Annotated in this window: 10 protein-coding genes; 9 read left to right on the top strand and 1 reads right to left on the bottom strand. The window is 67.7% G+C overall.

The window, feature by feature from the left end:
• The first annotated feature begins 109 nt into the window (after window positions 1-109).
• The 8 genes from E6K76_02470 (at window position 110) to E6K76_02435 (ending at window position 15,293) form a co-directional block, all read left to right on the top strand.
• Window positions 110-841 carry a response regulator transcription factor gene (locus tag E6K76_02470; GenBank protein ID TMQ60210.1) on the top strand — a complete coding sequence of 244 codons (732 nt, stop codon included), beginning with the start codon at window positions 110-112 and terminating at the stop codon, window positions 839-841.
• On the top strand, window positions 838-2,304 hold the full coding sequence (locus E6K76_02465; GenBank protein TMQ60209.1) for a HAMP domain-containing histidine kinase: 1,467 nt from the start codon (window positions 838-840) through the stop codon (window positions 2,302-2,304). The genes E6K76_02470 and E6K76_02465 overlap by 4 nt, the downstream gene beginning before the upstream one ends.
• A gap of 44 nt (window positions 2,305-2,348) precedes the next feature.
• On the top strand, window positions 2,349-4,634 hold the full coding sequence (locus tag E6K76_02460; GenBank protein TMQ60252.1) for a heavy metal translocating P-type ATPase: 2,286 nt from the start codon (window positions 2,349-2,351) through the stop codon (window positions 4,632-4,634).
• Window positions 4,635-4,636: 2 nt separating this feature from the next.
• Window positions 4,637-5,752: an efflux RND transporter periplasmic adaptor subunit gene (locus E6K76_02455; GenBank protein ID TMQ60208.1), complete on the top strand. Its 1,116-nt coding sequence runs from the start codon at window positions 4,637-4,639 to the stop codon at window positions 5,750-5,752.
• Window positions 5,749-8,877 carry an efflux RND transporter permease subunit gene (locus E6K76_02450; GenBank protein ID TMQ60207.1) on the top strand — a complete coding sequence of 1,043 codons (3,129 nt, stop codon included), beginning with the start codon at window positions 5,749-5,751 and terminating at the stop codon, window positions 8,875-8,877. The genes E6K76_02455 and E6K76_02450 overlap by 4 nt, the downstream gene beginning before the upstream one ends.
• A gap of 123 nt (window positions 8,878-9,000) precedes the next feature.
• A complete protein-coding gene (locus E6K76_02445) occupies window positions 9,001-12,939 on the top strand; it encodes a tetratricopeptide repeat protein (protein TMQ60206.1) in 3,939 nt (1,312 codons plus the stop codon).
• A 199-nt stretch (window positions 12,940-13,138) separates the two neighbouring features.
• Entirely contained in the window at window positions 13,139-14,503 is a 1,365-nt protein-coding gene (locus tag E6K76_02440) for a M20/M25/M40 family metallo-hydrolase (protein TMQ60205.1), read from the top strand.
• Between the two features lie 7 nt (window positions 14,504-14,510).
• Entirely contained in the window at window positions 14,511-15,293 is a 783-nt protein-coding gene (locus tag E6K76_02435; protein TMQ60204.1) for an FkbM family methyltransferase, read from the top strand.
• A 6-nt stretch (window positions 15,294-15,299) separates the two neighbouring features.
• Here the strand turns inward: E6K76_02435 and E6K76_02430 are convergent, their stop codons facing one another.
• Window positions 15,300-19,319 carry a DEAD/DEAH box helicase gene (locus E6K76_02430; GenBank protein ID TMQ60203.1) on the bottom strand — a complete coding sequence of 1,340 codons (4,020 nt, stop codon included), beginning with the start codon at window positions 19,317-19,319 and terminating at the stop codon, window positions 15,300-15,302.
• On the opposite strand from E6K76_02430, the gene E6K76_02425 reads away from it, so the two are divergent.
• Window positions 19,201-20,736, top strand: coding sequence for an MFS transporter (locus tag E6K76_02425; GenBank protein ID TMQ60202.1), 1,536 nt, complete (start codon window positions 19,201-19,203; stop codon window positions 20,734-20,736). The genes E6K76_02430 and E6K76_02425 overlap by 119 nt on opposite strands.
• Window positions 20,737-20,878 lie beyond the last annotated feature (142 nt).

Below are 20,878 nucleotides of genomic sequence, written 5' to 3'. Positions count from 1 at the left end.
TGGCAGAGATGTGGCGCTCGATTGGCATTTTCTCGGACAACCCGAGGCCATAAATGGGCACGCTCGCGCCACATCTCTGCAAAACTTTACGCGTACAGTAGGATGTGCGATGCCCACGGCGTCCGGACCCGAAGCCCCTGGAGCGAAGACGGTGGCGAATCCAAGAATCCTCGTCGTCGAAGACGACGCCCGAATCGCGGACCTGATCGCGAAGAATCTCGAAGCGGCAGGCTACGAGTGTCACCAGGCCGCCGACGGTGGTCGGGCGCTCGCGGAGTTCGCGCGCCTGAAGCCGGCGCTCGTGGTCCTGGATCTGGGCCTGGCCGGCATGGACGGGCTCGAGGTGACCCGGCGGATCCGAAAGGACAGCGACGTCCCGATCCTCATGGTCACCGCGCGCTCGGGCGAGGGGGACAAACTTCTCGGGCTCGAGCTCGGCGCGGACGATTACGTTACGAAGCCGTTCAGCACGGGGGAGCTCACGGCCCGGGTCCGGGCGCTTCTGCGCCGCTCGAGCGGGACCCTCGCCGATCGGATTCTCGAGATCGGAGCCCTTCGAGTCGATCCGGCCCGGCGGGCGGTGGAGCGCGAGGGAGAGCCGGTGCCGCTCACGACCCTCGAGTTCGATCTGCTCTATTTCCTCGCGTCGCGCCCCGGGCGGGTGTTCAGCCGGGAAGCTTTGATGGAGCAGGTCTGGGGAAGCGACCGCGTCGTGGATGACCGATCGATCGACAGCCTGGTCAGTCGGGTTCGCCGCAAGCTCGAGAAGAACCCCTCGAACCCGAGCTATCTCCAAACAGTCTGGGGCGCGGGATATCGATTCGCGGAGCCGTCCCCGTGAAGGGATTCGGGCGCGGGAGGAGCCTGTTCTGGACGATCGCGGCGATCTTCCTGCTCACGACGGTTGTGGGAACCCTGCTCCAGGCCCTGGTGGCGACCGCCGTGCTTCAGCCTCTCGAGGCGAGAGAGGCCAGAGCGCGGGCGGAGCTCGCCGCCTCGGCCGTGGCGGGCGCCATCGCGACGGGTCCAAACCTGGCAACGGGGGCGGATCTCGATTCGCTGCTCGAGCGCCACCGCGAAGCCGTGAGGCCGGCGTGGATCGTGTTCCGGGGAAGCGACGGGAGCGTCGCCAGCGCGCCTCCGTGGCGATTCATCGCGCACGCCCTCGCCGATCGCTCGGGTCGCGACTCCTCCTCGTTCCCGCCGGCCCGACCGGACCCGAGGGGTCCCCTCGAGGTCGTCGCGCGCCGGGGGGTGATGCGGGGCCCCACCGTGCTCGGGGAGGTCCAGGTGGTGCGCCGGACCCGGCCGCGCGGGGCGATGGGAATCGTCGGATCGCAAAATTCCATTCTCCTCTTTCCCATCGCGATCGTGGTGTCGGCGTTTGGAGGGCTCGTGCTGGTCCGCCTGCTGGTTCGCCGCCTGCGCGCCATGGAGCTTCTCGCCACGAGGGTCGCCGAAGGGGACCTCACGGTCCGGCTCGCGGACAGGAGCGGCGACGAGATCGGGAGGCTCGCGCAGCAGCTCAACCGCATGACGGAGCGGCTCGCGGTCGCCCGCGCCCAAATCGAAGCGACCGAGCTCGAACGGCGGCAGCTCTTCGCCGATATCACGCACGAGCTGGCCACGCCCCTCACCTCGATCCGGGGGTATGCTGAGACGCTGCTCGACCCGCGGGTGCCGGTCTCGCAGGAAGAGCGCACGCAATACGTGCGCGGTCTCTTGGATGAGTCGCGGCGGATGGATCTCTTGATCCGGGATCTCTTCGAGCTCGCGCGACTCGAGGCCGGGGCGGCTCCGCTTTCCAAAGAGCCGCTCGATTGGGCGTCTCTCTGCCGCAATACGATCGAACGATTCGAGCCACGATTTCGGCGGGCCGGTCTGAGCCTCTCGTGGCATCAGTCCGTGGACGAGGCGTGGATCGACGCCGACGGGCACCGCATGGAACAGGTGCTCGAGAACCTGCTCGTGAACGCGCTCCGCTACGTCCCCGAAGGAGGCTCGGTCCAGCTCGACCTCGCGGCCGGGAAAGGCGAGCGATTCCTTCTCGTGGTGGGGGACAATGGACCCGGGATTCCGGCCGCGGAGCTTCCGCTCGTCTTCAAGCGGTTCTATCGAGGTGCGGGGTCGGGCGGCGGACCGGCGCCCGATCACGGGGGCTCCGGTCTGGGACTCGCGATCGTCAGGGAGATCGTCGAGCGGCACGGAGGAACCGTGCGCGCCCAAGGAAATGGGCCCCGTGGCCTCGCGATCACGGTCGAGCTGCCGCGACGGCGGGCCGAAGCGGGAGGGAGGGTTTCGTGAACCAGGTGTCGGCACCCGGAGAAACGGTGGACGTCGTTTGCGGCATGCGGGTCCCGCCCGGCTCGCCGTATTCGACGACGCACGGTGGCCGGACGTTTCATTTCTGCGGCGCGCACTGCCTCGAGGCGTTCCGGGCATCTCCGGAAGCCTATTCGTCGACGCATCCCGCCCCCAAACTTCGCCTGACCGGCCCCTCGCCCGCCCCCTCGTCGCGGGCGGGCGGTTGGACCTGCCCCATGCATCCCCAGATCGTCCGCGATCGCCCGGGCGCCTGCCCCATTTGTGGAATGGCGCTCGAGCCGATGGGGCCGGACGGCGTGGAAGACGATTCCGAGCTCCGCGACATGTCGCGCCGGTTCTGGATCGCGGTCGCGCTGGCGCTGCCGCTCCTCCTCCTCGCCATGGAAGAGATGCTCGGGGAGGCGGCGCGCGGTCGCCTGATGCCCATGCGCGCGCGCACGCTGTTCGAGCTCGTGCTGGCGACCCCGATCTGCACGTGGGCCGCGTGGCCCTTCTACGCCCGGGCGATCGACTCGATCAAGAACAAGAGCCTCAACATGTTCACGCTGATCGGAATGGGGGTGCTCGCGGCGTATGCCTACAGCGTCGTGGCCGCGCTGGTTCCGGGGATGTTCCCCTCATCATTCCGTGACGCCTCCGGCGAGGTCGGTGTCTATTTCGAAGCGGCGGGGGCTATCGTCGCCCTCGTTCTGCTCGGCCAGGTGCTGGAGCTTCGCGCGCGGCGGCGGACCCGCGTGGCGATCCGCAAGCTCCTCGACCTCGCCCCGGCAACGGCCCGGCGTGTCGCGGAGGGGGGCATCGAGGAGGACGTGCCCCTCGAAGTCGTGCGCATGGGGGACCGTCTCCGCGTCCGCCCGGGGGAGAAAGTTCCCGTCGACGGTGTCGTGCTCGAAGGCGCGAGCGCCGTGGATGAGTCCATGGTTTCGGGGGAAGCGATCCCGGTGGAGAAGCACCCTGGCGACCGCGTGATCGGCGCCACGATCAACCGGACCGGGACGTTCGTCATGCGCGCGGAAAGAGTCGGCAGCGAGACGCTGCTCGCGCGCATCGTCGCGATGGTGGCGGAGGCCCAGCGTAGCCGGGCGCCCATCCAGGGGCTCGCGGACCTGGTCTCCGCGTACTTCGTGCCGGTCGTGATCGGGATCGCCGCGGCCACGTTCGGGGTCTGGGCCCTGCTCGGTCCCGAGCCACGCATGACGCACGCGATCGTCAACGCAGTCGCCGTGCTCATCATTGCCTGCCCGTGCGCCCTGGGGCTGGCGACGCCGATGTCCATCATGGTGGCGGCCGGGAGGGGGGCCGCGATGGGCATCCTGTTTCGAAACGCCGAGGCCATCCAGCTCATGGGCCGGGTCGATACGCTCGTGATCGACAAGACCGGTACGCTCACCGAGGGCAAGCCACGGCTCGTCACCGTGAAGGCGCTCCCCCCCGTCGACGATTCCGAGCTGCTGCGCCTGGCGTCGACCCTGGAGCGCGGGAGCGAGCATCCCCTGGCGGCCGCAATCCTCCTGGGCGCGAACGAGCGGGGCATCACGCCCGCCGAGGCGAGCGGGTTCGAGGGGATTCCGGGGAAGGGCGTCCGGGGATATGTCGGCGGCCGCAAGGTCGCTCTCGGCAACCGCGCGCTCATGGATGAGACGGGGGCGGACGTCACACCCTGGAGCGCGGCCGCGGAGGCGCTTCGCGGGGAGGGGCAGACGGTGATGTTCGTGGCCGTCGACGGGGCGCTCGCCGGGCTGGTGGGGATCGCGGATCCGATCAAGCAGGGCGCGCCCGAAGCGGTCCGGGCGCTCCGTAAGGAAGGAATCCGCGTGATCATGGCGACGGGAGACGGCCGCACGACCGCACAGGCGGTGGCCAGCGCGCTCGGAATCGATGAGGTCATCGCCGAAGTGCTCCCCGACCGGAAGATCGAGATCGTGAGGAGTCTCCAAGCCGAGGGCCGCGTGGTCGCGATGGCGGGGGACGGAATCAACGACGCGCCGGCTCTGGCGCAGGCGGACGTCGGGATCGCGATGGGCACCGGAACCGACGTGGCGATGGAGAGCGCCTCCGTCACCCTCATCAAGGGAGATCTGCGCGGGATCGCCCGCGCGCGGCGGCTGAGCCGGCGAACGATGGACAACATCCGGCAAAATCTCTTTTTCGCGTTCGTCTACAACATCATCGGCGTTCCCATCGCGGCGGGAGCCCTGTATCCGGCGTTCGGTCTGCTCTTGAGTCCGGTGATTGCCGCCGCCGCGATGAGCCTGAGCTCGGTCTCGGTCATCGGGAATGCCCTGCGCCTGAGAAAGGTCGCGATCTGACCATGCGGGATCCCGCGCGGCCTCCTTCCTGGCGGTCCTTCGCGTGCCTCGTTCTCGTGCTGGTTTCGGCCGGCTGTGGCGAGAAGGACGCCCAACGGAATCCGCGGATCGCGGTCAGCCTGGCAAGCGCCGTCGAGCGCGATATGCCGTTCGCCCTCGAGGCGACCGGAACCGTCGAGGCCCTTCAGACGGCGGCGATCGGCTCCCAGGTGGGCGGGGTCGTGACCCGTGTCGCGTTCCGCGAGGGAGACAACGTCCGAGAGGGGCAGGTGCTGTTTCAGCTCGACCCACGCCCTTTCCAGGAAGCCTGGGATCAGGCGCTGGCCGCGCTCGCGCGCGATCGCGCCCAGGCGGAGACCGCGCGCAGCGAAGCCGGGCGGTCGCAGACGCTTTTCGAGCAGAACATCCTCTCGCAGTCGGAGTGGGACCAGACGCGGGGGAACGCCGAGGCCCTTGCCGCGACCGTGCGCGCCGACTCGGCCGCCGCGAACACCGCTCGATTGAATCTCGAGTACGCGGCGATTCGGGCGCCGATCTCCGGGCGGACGGGACGGCTCCTGGTGCACGTCGGAGACTACGTCCGGGCCTCCACGAGCGACCCCCTGGTGACGATCATTCAGCCGTATCCCGTGCGGGTTGCATTCAAGGTGGCCGAGCGGGATGTGCCGCTGCTCCAGCGCTACCGCCGCTCGAATCCTCGAGTCCTGGTCCAGCCCGACAGCGGCGGCACGACGCTCCAAGGGAAGCTGGTCTTCGTGGACAACACGGTCGACCCGGCGAGCGGCACCCTTCTCCTCAAGGGGGAATTCCCGAACCGGGACGGCCGCCTCGTCCCAGGCCAGTTCGTCGACGTCCGGCTCGTTCTCTACGTCGCGCCGCGCGCCGTGGTGGTTCCGGCGCTGGCCGTGTCCTCGGGACAGCAGGGATCCTATGTCTACGTGGTGAACGCCGACTCCACCGTCTCGCCTCGTCCCGTGGAAGTCGAGCGCACCGTCGATGAGCTCGCGATCGTCGCGCGCGGGCTTCGCGCGGGGGAGCCGGTTGTGACCGAGGGGCAAATGAGGCTGTCGCCCGGCGCCAAGGTGCTGGTCCGAAAATCCGTCGGGAGTCCCGGATGAACCTCTCCGGAATGTTCATCCAGCGCCCCGTGATGACGACGCTGGTCATGGCCGGCGTGCTCATCTTCGGAATCGTGGGATACAGGCTGCTGCCGGTGAGCGATCTGCCGAACGTGGACTATCCGACGATCTCCGTGAACGCGAGCCTGCCGGGCGCAAGCCCCGAGACCATGGCATCGGCGGTCGCGACCCCGCTCGAGAAGCAGTTCTCGACGATCGCGGGCATCGACGCCATGACCTCGTCGAGCGCGCAGGGGAGCACATCGATCACCCTCCAGTTCGCGCTCGAGCGGAATATCGACGCGGCCGCCCAGGACGTCCAGGCCGCGATCGCAAAAACCCTCCGCGCGCTCCCCACGGGGATCACGCCGCCCTCGTATCAAAAGGTCAATCCCGCCGACCAGCCGATCCTCTTTCTCGTGGTGACCTCGAAGCTGCTCTCGCTGTCCCAGCTGGATGAATACGCGGAGAACGTGCTCGCGCAGCATATCTCGATGGTCCAGGGGGTGGCGCAGGTGTCCGTGTTCGGCTCGCAGAAGTACGCGGTCCGGATCCGCCTGGACCCGCGGGCACTTGCTTCGAGAGGGATCCCGATCGGCGCCGTGAGCGACGCGGTCCAGTCGGCGAATGTGAACCTTCCGACGGGTATCTTGTACGGCCCCACCCGGACCGCCACGGTGATGGCGAGCGGCCAGCTGAGGAACGCCCGGGAGTTCGGGAGCCTGGTCGTGGCGACCAAGGACGGCGCGCCGGTCCGGCTGCGCGATCTCGGAGACGTGCTCGACGACGTGCAGAACAACAGGGTCGCGAGCTGGTATCAGGACCAGCGGAGCATCACCCTCGCCGTGCAACGCCAGCCCGGAGTCAACACGGTGGAGGTGGCGGGCGCGGTGCAAAGGCTGGTCGAGCGGGAGCGGGCCCAGCTTCCCGCCTCCGTCGAGGTCCATACCCTCTACGACAGATCGGTTTCGATCCGCCGATCGGTGCTGGACGTTCAGTTCACGTTGCTTCTCACGCTGGCGCTGGTCGTGATGGTGATCTTCCTGTTCCTGCGCAATGTTCCGGCGACGATCATCCCGAGCCTCTCCCTGCCGCTCTCGGTTGTCGGCACGTTCGCCGTGATGCATCAGGTGGGCTACAGCCTCGACAATCTGTCCCTGATGGCGCTCACGCTCTCGGTCGGATTCGTCGTGGACGATGCCATCGTCATGCTCGAGAACATCCATCGCCACATGGAGCAGGGCAAGGGCGCCCTCCGCGCGGCTCTCGACGGCTCCAGGGAGATCGGCTTCACCATCGTGTCGATGACGCTTTCCCTGGTGGCGGTGTTCATCCCCGTGCTCCTGATGGGGGGCCTCCTGGGAAGGCTCTTCCACGAGTTCGCGGTGACCATCAGCGCGGCCATCCTGGTCTCGGGACTCGTCTCGCTGACCCTCACGCCGATGCTTTGCAGCCGCTTCCTCAAGCTCGACCCTGTCCGCGAGCACGGCCGCGCGTATCGGGCCGTGGAGCATCTCTACGAGCGCGCGCTCGCCTTCTACGCCCGGACCCTGGCCTGGGTCATGCGCCACCGCCGCGCCACGATGGTTTTTTCGCTCGGCATTCTCATCGGCACCTTCGTGCTCTTCCGGCTCGTGCCGAAAGGATTCATTCCGAGCGAGGACACGGGGCGTTTGATCGCGAGCACGGAGACGGCGGAGGGCACGTCGTTCGAGTCGATGGTGCAACATCAGCGAGCGGTCGCGGCGATCATCGGGCGGGATCCGAATGCGGAGTCATTCACCTCCTCGGTGGGCTCGGGGGGAGGGGTTTCTTCCTCGAACCAGGGGCGCATCATCATCCGGCTGAAGCCGCGCGCCGAGCGGGACCGCTCGGCGGACGAAATCATCCGGGAGCTTCAGCCCCAGCTCGCCCGCGTTCCGGGAATCCGGGTCTTCCTTCAGAACCCTCCGGTGATCAACGTCGGCGGTCGGCTGGCGAAGAGCCAGTACCAGTTCACGCTCCAGAGCACGGACCTGGCGACGCTCTACAGCGGCGTCAACGATCTCGTCGATCGACTTAAAGATTTACCCAGCCTGCAGGATGTGACCAGCGATCTGCAGATCGCGAACCCTCAGGTGAGCGTGGAGATCGACCGCGACCGCGCCGCGGCGCTGGGCGTGAGCGCGCAGCAGATCGAAGAGACGCTGTACGATGCATTCGGATCGCGGCAGGTCTCGACCATCTTCACTTCGACCGACCAGTACTGGGTGATCATGGAGCTTCGTCCGGAGTTCCAGCGCGACATCTCGGCCTTGCAGAACCTCTACATTGGCACAAGCAACGGCTCCCTGGTGCCGCTTGGCGCCGTCGCCCGGCTTTCCCCGGGGGTGGGTCCGCTCAGCGTGGCGCACATGGGTCAGATTCCGGCCGTCACGATTTCCTTCAATCTCCGGCCCGGCACTTCGCTCGGTGACGCGGTGGACGAAGTGCAACGCGTCGCGCGCGCGACGCTGCCTTCGAGCATCACGACGAGCTTCTTCGGGACCGCCCAGGTGTTCCAGTCGAGCCAGAAGGGGCTTCTCGTGCTGCTGGCCGTGGCCGTGCTCGTCATCTACCTCGTGCTGGGCATTCTCTACGAAAGCTTCATCCACCCCCTCACGATTCTCTCGGGGCTCCCGTTTGCGGGCTTCGGCGCCCTGCTCACCTTGCTGCTGTTCCGCACGGAGCTGAGCATCTACGCGTTCGTCGGGATCATCATGCTCGTGGGGCTCGTGAAGAAGAACGCGATCATGATGATCGACTTCGCGCTCGACGCCGAGCGAAGGGAGGGCAAGCCGGCGCGCGAGGCGATCGTCGAGGCGTGCCTGATCCGCTTCCGTCCCATCATGATGACCACGATGGCGGCGCTGATGGGGACGCTTCCGATCGCGATCGGCTTCGGCTCCGGCTCCGAGGCGCGCCGGCCGCTGGGGATCGCGGTGGTCGGCGGTTTGGCCTTCTCCCAGCTCGTGACGCTCTACGTGACCCCGGTGATTTACACCTACCTCGACGCCTTCCAACGCCGATGGGGCGGCCGGAAGGCCGCCGAGGGGGACCGGCCGGAACAGACGGGGGCTCGGGAGCACGCCGCGGCCGCTTCGTAAACGGATCGCCGGGCCGCCACCCGGCCCGTACCTTCGTCTGGAAATGCGGGACCGGAACCGCTATACTCCGCGCCGTCGGCTCTACGAACGCGTCCGCTCGTCACCCGATTGAGGTTTGGACCGATGGAGCCCCGCCCGCCGCACGTATCGCATTACAAAATCGAGTCCACGCTGGGGCAAGGTGGGATGGGAGTCGTCTACCTTGCCACGGACGATCTCCTCCAACGCCGCGCCGCCCTCAAGTTCCTTCCCCCCGAGCTGTCCCAGGATCCGGAAGCGCGCCGACGCTTCCTCAACGAAGGACGCGCGGCAGCCACCCTCAGCCATCCCAACGCCGCGGTCCTCTTCGAAGTCGGCACGGAAGGGAACGAGATGTTCCTCGCGATGGAATACGTGCCCGGCGCCACCCTCCGCGAGCTGGTCGCGAGCGGACCGCTTTCGTGGAACGAGGTTCTCGAAATGAGCCTCCAGATCCTGGGAGCGCTCCGCGAGGCCCACGCCAAGGGAATCGTCCACCGCGACATCAAGGGCGCGAACATCAAGCGCACCCCCGAAGGACGCATCAAGGTCATGGATTTCGGGCTCGCGAAGATCATCGGCGGCAGCACGATGACGCGCAGCGACGCGATCCTGGGAACGGCGTCCTACATGTCGCCGCAGCAGATCGTGGGGCAGGAAGTGGACGGGAGATCCGACCTCTTCTCCCTCGGCGTCGTCATGTACGAGCTCCTCACCGGCCGCCTGCCGTTCGTGGGGGACCAGTCCGTCGCGGTGGCGCACGCGATCCTGCACGAGGACCCGATCACGATTCGGGAGCTTATGCCCGAAGTTCCCGCGGACCTGGAGCACATCGTCTTCAAGGCGATGATGAAGAATCCCCGGGAGCGCTACCAAAGCGCTGAAGAGATGGCCGAGGATCTCGCCCGCTTCCGCGAGCACGATCGCCGCCGGCGCGCCGGGGTCCACGAGGAGCTGGATCTTGTGGCGACCCGTGAGGTCGTCTCCGCCCGGCGCGAGCGGTTCCTGGCGCCGATGGTCGGTCGCGAGCGTCCGATGGAGCGTCTGAAGGCGCTTCATCAGGAGGTGCGGGTCGGGGAAGGGGCCGCGGTATGCGTCGCGGGCGAGGCGGGGATCGGGAAGAGCCGCCTCGTCGACGAGTTCTGCCGACACTGTCGTCGCGAAGGGACCCGAGTCCTGGTCGCTTCTTCTCTCTTCGGCGGGAGCGCCAGCTCGTATCAGCTGTTCGCCGAGGCGATCAAACAGTACTTCGCCCTGCGCGGCGTGGATTCCGCTCAGTCCCTCCAGAGATTCCTCTTCGACCGCGCGCCGAGGATTGCGGGATCCATCCCCGTTCTGAGCCGGTTCCTACGCTTCGCGTTTGCCACGAACGGACCGACCAGCGAGGAAGAGCTGTGGGAGGTGCTGGATCAGGTGATCTGCTTCATCTCCGAGGAGCGCCCGCTGGTTCTCGTGCTCGAGGATCTGCAGTGGGCGGACGAAGGCTCGGTGCGCCTCTTCCATTTTCTCACCCGCCGCGCCTCGGGGCGCCGGATGTTTCTCCTCGGCACGTACCGCCCCGAGGAAGCGATCTCGGAATCCGACGGCCGCCAGCACCCTCTTCAGACCATGCTCCGGATGCTCGGCCGCGAGGATCGCTTCGAGCGGATCGAGCTCGCGCGTTTGAGCCGTGAGGAAGTGATGGAGGTGCTCGCTCGGCTCTACCCGGGGAACGATTGGGGGGAAGAGTTCGGGTCGCTTCTCTACCGCGAGGCGGAGGGAAATCCTTTCTTCATGGTGGAGATCTTGAAACTGCTCACCGCCGAGAAGATCCTCGCGAAGAGGGACGGGACCTGGACCCTGGCGACCACCGCGGACAAGATCTCCATCCCCGAGAAGGTCTACGACGTCGTGATGCGGCGGCTGAGCCGCCTGGGTCCCCGCGAGCGGGAAATCTTGGAATTGGGCGCGGTCGAAGGGGACATCTTTCACTCCGGGACGATTTTGCGTGGATTGGGCCTCGAGCGCATGCCGTTGCTCAAGACGCTTCAGTTTCTCGAGCAGATCCACCACCTGATCCACGCGGCGGGTCCCCAGTATCACTTCGATCATTCCAAGATCCGCGAAATCCTCTACGACAGCATTCCCCCGGAGCTGCGGATCGAATACCACACCGTGGTTGGCCAATTCCTGGCGGAGAGCTTCGGCGCATCGGAGGAGCACGCCGGGGTCATCGCGCACAACCTGCTCGCGGCCGGGCTCAAATCGGAAGCGCTCCCTTACCTGATGCTCTCCGCGAGCGCGGCGGCGCGGCTTTTCGCCCATGCGGACGCCATCCGGTACCTGGAACGCGCCGAGAGCCTGCTCCACGATCTCCACCCGCACCACCCGCCCGTCGAGCGCGTGAGGGAGCTTGCCGAAGTCCGGCAGCGGCGCGGCGACCAGGAATACGCCGCAGGGCGATACCGGGCCGCCCTCGTGAGCTACGAGGCCGCCCTGGAGCTTACCCGCTCCGCCCCGGATGCGAGGCGGGAGGCCGACATCGTGCGTGCCATCGGGAGAATGCAATACCTCCTGGGACATCCCGCCGAGTCCCAGCGCACCTACGAAGAGGCGATCGGACGCTACGCCTCGCTCGCGGAGGAGGCGAGGGCCGCGGGGGACGATGCTCGGCTGAATTCCGCGGTCCGGGAGCTGGGGAAGCTCTATTTCTTCAAGGGCGACATGGAGGTGGCGGAGCAACACATGCGCGAAGCCATCGCCCTGGCGGAGAAGCGGGGAGATGAGAGAATTCACGCCGCGGCGCTCAACAACCTGAGCGGGATCCACTACGTCCGAGGCGATCTGGAAGAAGCGCTCGCCTGCCACCGCACCTGTCTCGACATCCGCGAGCGGTTGCACGACGAGCCCGGGCTGGCCCAGTCGCACAAGAACCTCGGGATCATCCATTACCAGCTTGGTGAGCCGCAGGAAGCCGAGGACCATTTGAACGAGGGGCTCGCGCTCTATCGCAAGGCCGTGGACCGCCGCGGCGAGGCCGTCACGCTCCGGCACCTGGGCAACCTTCACCATCAAAGCGGGGACCACGTCGGCGCCCAGCGCCATTGGGAGGCGTCGCTCTCCCTGTGCCGGGAGCTCGGGAATACCGAGGACCTTTGTGCGTGCCTCAATAATCTCGGGGTCTTGCACTTCGAGCAGGGCCACTACGCGAGCGCGGAGCGATCGTATCGCGAGGGCCTCGAGATCCGGGCATCGTTGCGTCAGAAGAATCGGTCGGTGGCGATCCTCCATGACAACCTTGCGGAGCTCTACATCGACTTGCATCAGCTCGACCGGGCCGAGGTAGAGATCCGCCTATCGGAGCAGATTGCGTCCGATCTGGACGCGGCGACCCTCCTGGCGGCTCTCTTCGCGAAGCGCGCGCTGATCGCGTCCGAGCGTGGAGATCTCGACACCGCCCGCGATCACGCGCGGCAGGCGATTTCCCTCGGGGAGCCCACGGGGCACGTCGCAAGCCTCGTCACCGCCCTTCTCGCATCGGCCGAAGTGGAGCTCCGCGCCGGCAGCCACGCGGAGGCGAAGCGTTCGGCACGGCAGGCGCGGGATATCGCGCGTTGGTCCAAGATGGCGCATTTGGAGCTCCACGCCACTTTGATGGCGGCGCGCGCCGGCTGCAGGGCGGGGACTGGATCGGATTCCCTTGAGGAGCTCGCCGAGGTTGTGCGGCGGGCGAACGAGCGGGGATACCGCCCCCTGGCGGCCCGGGGCTCCGACCTGATCGGCGAGATTTGCGCGAAGTCGGGTGACCTGGCCGCCGCGGCCACGGAGTTCACGCGTGCGGCCGATCAGATGAAGGAGATCCTCGCCTCGCTAAGCGACGAGGATCGAAGGTCCCTGGTGCATCACCCCGATTGGAAAGAAATGATCGGGAACCTCCTCGACACCCTCGTCCGGACCGGACGCCGCGACGATGCGCTCGGCTATCTGGTCGCCTTCGGGGTCGCGAGCTGCGACGTGGAGCCCGCCCGGGAAGGCACGCTCGCCGCGGTCGAGACCGGCGCGTAGCGCGACAGGCGCGCTACCTCGCGCGCCACGGGAAGACCGACGCCTCGCCGGCCGGGGCTAGCTGACTCCAGCACACCGCGAACTTTCCGCGTCAACCCCTTCATTCCAAGAGACTTGTGTAGGCTGTCCGCTCGCGACTCGCCGAGACGGCAGGTTCCGCGCGCTAGAATACTCTTCCGGCCTTACCTGGAGGTCTCGGATGAAGAATTTCGCAGCGATCGATCTCTACGTGGAGAAACACCTGGATGAGAGCGTGTCCGAGCTCTGCCGCTACGCCGCTCAACCCAGCGTCGCGGCCCAGAATCTCGGGATGGAGAAATGCGCCGGGCTCGTGGCCGGGATGCTCCGCGCGCGCGGGTTTGAAGTGGAAACGGCACCCTCGGGCGGATATCCGGTCGTGCTTGCCGAGCGGGGCGGCCGGAGCGAACGCACGTTGCTCATCTACAACCACTACGACGTGCAGCCACCCGAGCCGCTCGAGCTCTGGACGAACCCCCCGTTCACTCCGACTCTCCGGGACGGGCGGCTGTACGGACGCGGCGTGAGCGACGACAAAGGCCACTTGACGGCACGCCTGCTCGCGATCGACGCATTGCTTTCCGCGGCGAACGAGCTCCCCTGCCGGATCAAGTTCGTGGTCGAGGGGGAAGAGGAGGTCGGAAGCGTCCATCTTCCCGAGTTCGTCCGGCGAAACCGCGGGCGCCTCGCCGGCGACGCGTGCCTTTGGGAGTTCGGGTACGTGGATCATCGGGACGTACCGCTTCAATTCGCGGGGTTGCGCGGTATTTGCTACGTCGAGCTGTCCGTAGAGACCGCGACGCGTGACGTTCATTCCGGAATCGGGGGCTCGATCTTCCCGAATGCCGCGTGGAGGCTCACCTGGGCGCTTGGAACCCTCAAGGGCAGGGACGAGCATGTGCGCATTCCCGGCTTCTACGACGCGGTGCGACCGCCGACCGCGCGCGATCGCGAGCTGATGGCCGAAGCGCCCGACATGGCCGACGACTACCGCGCCCGATACGGCGTGAGGGAATTCTTGCGGGGCATGACCGGGGGTGTGGAGCTGCGCATCGCGGAAGTCTTCGAACCGACGTGCACCCTATGCGGGATCACCGCGGGGTATCAAGGCCCCGGCTCCAAGACCGTGCTTCCGGCGCGGGCGTCGGCAAAGGTCGACTTCCGACTCGTGCCCGACATGACCCCGGATCTTGTCCTCAAGCAGCTGCGAGCGCACCTCGACGCCGAGGGCTTCTCCGATGTCCGCGTCCAATTTCTCGGGGGGAATCCGGCCGGGCGCACCGATCCGGACGATCCCTTCATTCGGCTCGTGTCCAAGACCGCCGAGCCGGTGTACGGTGTGCCGATGCAGGTGGTGCCGATGGTCGGGGGCTCGGGTCCGAATCATGCGTTCATCCACGAGCTCGGCGTCCCCGTGGCGACCGCGGGGTTCGGAAACCCGGACACCCGCGCCCACGCGCCGGACGAGAACCTGCGCCTCGATCTGTACCTCAAGCACGCCAGACACGTGGCGCGACTCATTCACGCGTTCGCGGAGGGCGGTTGAGAGCTCCATGAAGCTCGGCAAGCGCGACGGAAGCGTCCTGTTCCAGCGGTTGACCGAGGGGCATTCCTACGCGGCGGCGCTGCGGATGCTTCTCCTCTACACCCGGCCGCTCGATATCTTCTATCGCGAGCTGTTCTCGAAGGGCGGGTATCCGACCACGGTCGTGATCCGGACGCCGATCGGCCCGCGCACGGTCCACCTGTATCACTACGAGGACCTGTCGACGCTGAATTCGATCTTCTGCCGGCACGACTACGCCGCGCCGCGGCCGCTCGAGACGGTGGTCGATTTCGGGGCCAACATCGGGCTCTCGTGCCTCTATTGGCTTACCCGCAATCCGCGGAGCCGCGTTTACCTCTACGAGCCGGTTCCCGCCAACTTCGAGCACCTCAAGCTGAACCTAAGCGGGCTCGAGAGCCGCTACGAGCCGGAACAGGTGGCGGTGTCCGACTCCCGGGGCACGGTCGAGTTCGGCATCGAGCCGACCGGGAGGCTCGGCAGCATCGGCGCCCAGACCGGGCGGACGATCCAGGTGAGGCGCGTCCATGTGATGGACGCCATCGGCCCCGTGCTGGAGCGGCATGGCGCCATCGACTGCTTGAAGGTCGACATCGAGGGCCACGAGCGTGCCGTGCTCGGCGGGATCGAGCCGAAGTGCTTCGAGAAGATCCGCTACATCAATGTCGAGGACATCGCCGGAAAGACGCGACCGCTCGTTCCCCCCTACTTTACGTGTAAGAGGCACATGTCGATCCAGCGGTACGCGAACACTCGGCTGAACGGACGGTAAGCCCGATCAAGCCACGAGCACCCGGTGGCGCGCTTGCGGCGGGATGCGAGTCTCCGGGGTCAGGATGCCGGCGAGGTTGAGGGGGTCGGCCGCGGAGAGTGGCAGTCCCCGACCGGCCGGGCGATTCGTCCGGCGGAGCCGCCGCATCAGCTCGACGGCCTCGGGTAGGGCGTACTGCTCTCCCGCGAAACGCTGGACGAACCGCCCCCCGCGCGCCTCGCCCCGAAGCTCCCAGAGCCGATACACACGCACGAGATCCCTCCAGGAAACCGGAATTCGTTCGCGATCGAGAAGCCGCCTGAAAATCACGCCGTAACGGGCCAGGAGCCTGCGCGCGGCGAACTCCACCGCGGCATCGGACGCCGGTTGGGCCCGGGACTCCCGAGCGAAGCCCTCCCCGCGGGTTGCCTCGGTGCCCCGGAAGCTCGTCCATCGCCCGGCCGGCGCGAACGCAGCCCGCCTCATGACGCCGCGGCGGCGGCTCGGCGCCGTGATCAGCCGGCGGAGGCCGCTGAAGGAATCGCACGTGACGACCCCGCGCCCGATCAGCTGTGCCAGCCCCATCTCCACGTGGGAAGGGAGGAGCCCGGATTCGCGCTGAAGCTCCTGCGTGAACGAGGCGCCGCGCGAACGGAGCAGATCGAGCAGGATCTCCGCGTAGCTCGAGAGCGGCTCGCGCGGGTCCGCCGCATCGGAGGCCACGCTCGGCGCGGCCAGCGCGAGCCAGGAATCCAGGTCCTCGCGAGGAAGAAGGCAGACCGGCGTGGAACGGACCGGGGTGTTTCCCACGCCCCAGAGCCGGCCCCAGACCAGCTCGCCGGAGAGGGTGACCTGGTCGAGCCACTCCTGCCGGTATCCCGTGACCCGGGCCGGGAGCACCTCCGATTCCCACGCGGCGGCCGCGATCTCGAATCCGGCGAGCCGGCGCGCGACCTCGATGACGCCGCGCGGGCCTTCGAGCCGGTAGCCCTCGCCGGCGTGCTGCCAGCAGGCGAGAAAGCGCCAGAACTCCGCCGCGGTGACAGGCTCGATTTCACGGCGCAGGCGCTCGAGGGTGTCGCGGTGAATTCGGGAGAGCAGCCGGCGATCGCACCAGGCTTGGCGTCCCTCGAGACGGCAGCGAAGGACCGAGCCCTCCGCTTCCAGCTGGAGGAGGAGGTGTTCCTCGGATTCCGACACCCCGGCCGCCTGCCGGGTCCCCTCACCGATCACGACCGGGCCGAGCGCCTCGAGACGGCCGCGCAGGATCGACTTCGCATCCTGCGGCGCCTCGACGGCGCGCCAGCGCATCTCTCCGTCGGAACCCGGGACCGCCAGGACGCGCCCGGCGTCGCGCAGCTCCTCGAGCCATGTCACCCAGTCCGAGGCAGCGGCCTCCGCGTGCGTCACATATCCCATCCAGAGGAGCGACTCGTGCACTTCCTCGGCGTTTTCAGGTTGCGGCCACGCCTGCTCGCGCACGCGGGCCACGGACTCCGGATCGAGCGCCCCGAGCGTGTCGGCGGTCTCCGGATCGAGCCTTCGCCGTGCGGTCACCGCCTGGGTCCGCCGCTCCTCTAGTGGAGCGTCGTCGAGGAATCCGTAGGGCATTACGTTCAGAATCCCGCGCGCGAACACCGAAGGCTCGCGCGTGTCCACGGCGACACGGCGGATCCGGCCGTCACGAATCCGGTGCAGCACGTCTAGGAATCCATCGACGTCCATCGCTTCGGTCAGACAGTCTTCGATCGTTTGACGGACCATCGGGTGCTCCCACGGCACCGGAAGGTCCCCGGGCGGGAGTGTCTCGCCGCACGCGAGCGCCTGCGGGAAGGCCTTCACGAGCTCGTCCTCGGCGCGCATTCTCAAGAGCGGCGTTGGGACACGCTTTCCGCCGTTCTGCGTTCGTGGAACGAGCAGGGCGCGGGCCAAGTTCCACCGCCACCGGGTGCCAAACATCGGCGCGTCGAGGAGGGCCTGGACCAGCAGGTCCTTTGCCACGTCGGGGTGGAGATACTGGAAGACCTCCTCGAGCGGGAAGCTGTGCTGCGGGCCCAGCGAGAGAACGATCGCCTCGTCGTTGGCCGCGGCCTGAAGCTCGAACCCGAAGCCGCGGCAGAAGCGCTTCCGGAGGGCGAGTCCCCAGGCGCGATTGATCCGTCCGCCGAAGGGCGCATGGATCACAAGCTGCATCCCGCCCGACTCATCGAAGAATCGCTCGAGGACCACGCAGGTGGGCGTCGGGACCGCGCCCAACGCGCGCTCCCCGTCGTTCAGGTATTCCGCGAGCTCGACCGCGGCCGGGCGGGACACCCCGACCTCCCGCTCGAGCCATTCCGTGCTCCGCCCGCCCACGCGGACGCGCCCGACCGCCTCCGAAAGCTCGCGCGTGCGAGACGGGGCTTCTCCCAGCCAGAAGGGAATCGTCGGGGGCGCTCCCTGCGCATCGGCCACCCGCACGACACCGGGCTCGACCCGGAGAATGCGCCAGGAAGCGTTGCCCAGCTGGAAAATATCTCCGCCGTTCGCCTCCACCGCGAAGTCTTCGTCCAGCGAGCCCACCAGGGTGCCTTCCGGCTCGATCACGACGCGGTACTGGCCCGTGTCCGCGATCGCCCCGCCCGAGGTGAGGGCGGTGATGGAGGCGCGCCGCGTCGCGCGCAGCCGCCCGTGGACGCCGTCCCGGTGAAGCAACGCGCCACGCCCCACGGTATGAAGCCGGACCACGTCGTCGAATTCGTCGCGCGCGAGCGCACGGTACGGCCAGGCCCTCCGGAGGACGTCGTAGAGGCGCGCTTCTTCCCAGGTCTCGGGCACGCAGGCGGCGACGATCTGCTGCGCCAGAATGTCGAGGGCCCGGCCGGGAGACGGGGTGCGGTCCAGGTCGCCTCGGCGCACGGACTCGAGCAGCGCCGTTGCGGTGACAAGCTCATCCTGCGTGAGCGGGAAGATGCGTCCCTTCGGGACACCGGCGAGGGCGTGTCCGCTCCGGCCGACCCGCTGAAGGAGAACCGAGATCGAGTACGTCGCTCCGATCTGGATGACCAGGTCCACGTCGCCGATGTCGATTCCCAGCTCGAGCGATGCGGTCGCGACGAGCGCGCGCAGCGCTCCCTCCTTGAGCCGCCGCTCGGCATCGAGCCGACGCTCGCGCGCGAGGCTCCCGTGATGGCTCGTGACCTGGCCCTCGCCGAGCATGGAGGTCAAGCGGGCCGCGATGCGCTCGGCAAGCTTTCGGGTATTCACGAATACGAGCGTGGTCCGGTGCCCTCGGATGAGCTCTGCCATGCGGCGAACGATCTCCTCCCACGTCTCGTGGGAGCAGACCGTGGCGAGCGGGGAGTCGGGAAGCTCGATCGCTACGTCCAGGTCGCGGCGGTGTCCGATGTCCACCAGCGCGCATTCGCGCCCGACCCCCACGAGCAGGTCGGCGATCTCCGAGATCGGCTTCTGGGTGGCCGAGAGCCCGATTCGCTGGAGCGGCCGCCCGACCAGGGCCTCGAGCCGCTCCAAGGAGAGCGCCAAATGCGCGCCGCGTTTGTTTCCCGCGACCGCATGGATCTCGTCCACGATCACCGTGCGTACCGTGCGGAGGATCGTGCGTCCGCCGCCGCTCGTGAGCAGGATGTAGAGCGACTCGGGCGTGGTCACGAGGATGTGCGGCGGCTTCCTGCCCATGGACGCGCGCTCGCTCGGCCGCGTGTCGCCGGTCCGCACGAGCACCCGCACGGTGGGGAAGTCGGGCATGAGCCCGGAAAGCTCGGCGAGCGGCCTCTGGAGATTTTTCTGAACGTCGTTCCCGAGCGCCTTGAGCGGGGAAACGTAGAGCACCTGGGTCTGGTCGGGGAGGTCTCCACCCTGACGAAGCAGCCCGTCGATCGCCCAGAGGAAGGCGGCAAGGGTCTTCCCGCTCCCCGTCGGGGCGGCGATCAGGGTGTTCTCGCCGGATCGGATCTTGGGCCAGCCCTCGACCTGGGGCGGCGAAGGGGCGCCGATCCGCTCCGTGAACCAACGCGCGACGGTGGGATGGAAGTGTTGCAACGGCATTCGGAATGGACCTCGGGAAGACACGCTCGGGATCGCCCCCAGTATATACCGGGTACATACCGGGCGGCTTGACATCGCCCCGGTCGGAACGCACCTTTCTGCGGTGCGACTGCCCAACCTGCTCGCTTCCCGCCGCGGACGATTGGCCGCTTTCTTCCTCCTCTATCTTACCGAGGGCATTCCGGCGGGGTTCACCGCGACCGCCGTCGCGACGCAGATGCGCCGCCAGGGGCTCGAGCCGGCCGCGATCGGCGCCTTCATCGGCGCGCTTTGGGTTCCGTGGGCCGTGAAGTGGGCGTTCGGCCCGTTCGTAGATGTCCTCTCGAGCGATCGCTGGGGGAGGAGGCGGACGTGGATTCTCCTCACCCAAACCATGATGGTCGTAACCCTTCTCGCCGCGATGCCCGTGAGCTTCACCACCCGCCTCGGGCTTTTCACGGCGATCATCCTAATCCACAACGTGTTCAGCGCCACCCAGGACGTGGCCATCGACGCGCTCGCGGTAAACGTCCTTCGAGGGGATGAACGAGGATTGGCCAACGGCCTCATGTTCGGCGGCAACTACGTCGGCAACGCGATCGGCGGCTCGGGGGTGCTCCTCCTCACGCCCCTGATCGGGTTCAAGGCCACGTTCCTCTTCGTCGCCGGCGCCATCGCGCTCGTCACGCTGCTCGTGCCGGCGCCGATGCGCGAGCTGCCCGGGCCACCGCGTCTCGCCGCGAGCGGGTCTCGCCTGAGGGCCGTCGGAAAGGAGCTGGCGCGGTTCGTTCGCGAGACCGGAAAGGCTTTCGTAGGAAGCCGGGCCGCGTTCGTCGCGATTTTCCTCGCGTTGCTTCCCATGGGAGGCTATGCGCTTTCGCTCTCGCTTCAGTCCAATCTGGCGGTGGAGCTCGGTCTCGACGACCGGCGGATCGGACTGCTCGGCCTCGGGAGCACCGCGCTCTCGGCCGGATTCTGCGTCCTCGGCGGGTGGCTGTCCGATCGCTTTGGGCGAAGACGGACGTTGGCGCTCTTCATCGTTGGGACGACCTTACCGACGTTCGCCATGGCGGTCGCCATGCACCGATTCGGCTGGACCATGCCGATCAGCCCGCAGGCTCCCGATCGTCCGATTCCACCCCAGGACCTCGTCACGATCTTCTGGGTCTTGACGCTCTCGTACGCGGTCTTCCAGGGGCTGATGTATGGGGTGGGGACTGCGATCTACATGGACGTCACGACACCCGCGGTGGCGGCGACCCAGTTCACGGCGTACATGGCCCTGTGCAACGTGGTGTACTCCTACACCTCCACGTGGCAGGGGCATGCGCTCCAGCGGTGGGGCTATCCCGCGACCCTGGCGCTCGACGGGGCGTTCGGGCTTGTCTCGGTGTTCCTGCTACCCTTCATGCGGCTGCGACGCGCTGCTCCGCGCTGACCGGACGCACCTTGGCGGCGCACAGCTTGGCGCGCCGGCGCGCGTCCGCGACGTCGGGGCCGTACGCGACGCGCCTCCTCGATGCCCTCGAAGGCGATGCCCTTCGCGCTCCGGGCCCGGCGCAAGCTGGGCTGAGCCTGGG

It is taken from the genome of Candidatus Eisenbacteria bacterium (assembly GCA_005893275.1).
Classification (GTDB): Bacteria; Eisenbacteria; RBG-16-71-46; order SZUA-252; family SZUA-252; genus WS-7.
The sequence above is the reverse complement of the archived record's forward strand: the minus strand, read 5'-3'. Positions and strand labels throughout refer to the sequence as shown.

Excerpts from the sequence above, each read along its gene's own strand:
- E6K76_02440 (TMQ60205.1), top strand. The coding sequence starts at position 13,139 with ATGAAGAATTTCGCAGCGATCGATCTCTACGTGGAGAAACACCTGGAT.
- E6K76_02470 (TMQ60210.1), top strand. The coding sequence starts at position 110 with ATGCCCACGGCGTCCGGACCCGAAGCCCCTGGAGCGAAGACGGTGGCG.
- E6K76_02450 (TMQ60207.1), top strand. The coding sequence starts at position 5,749 with ATGAACCTCTCCGGAATGTTCATCCAGCGCCCCGTGATGACGACGCTG.
- E6K76_02430 (TMQ60203.1), bottom strand. The coding sequence starts at position 19,319 with ATGCCGTTGCAACACTTCCATCCCACCGTCGCGCGTTGGTTCACGGAG.
- E6K76_02445 (TMQ60206.1), top strand. The coding sequence starts at position 9,001 with ATGGAGCCCCGCCCGCCGCACGTATCGCATTACAAAATCGAGTCCACG.
- E6K76_02460 (TMQ60252.1), top strand. The coding sequence starts at position 2,349 with ATGCGGGTCCCGCCCGGCTCGCCGTATTCGACGACGCACGGTGGCCGG.
- E6K76_02435 (TMQ60204.1), top strand. The coding sequence starts at position 14,511 with ATGAAGCTCGGCAAGCGCGACGGAAGCGTCCTGTTCCAGCGGTTGACC.
- E6K76_02455 (TMQ60208.1), top strand. The coding sequence starts at position 4,637 with ATGCGGGATCCCGCGCGGCCTCCTTCCTGGCGGTCCTTCGCGTGCCTC.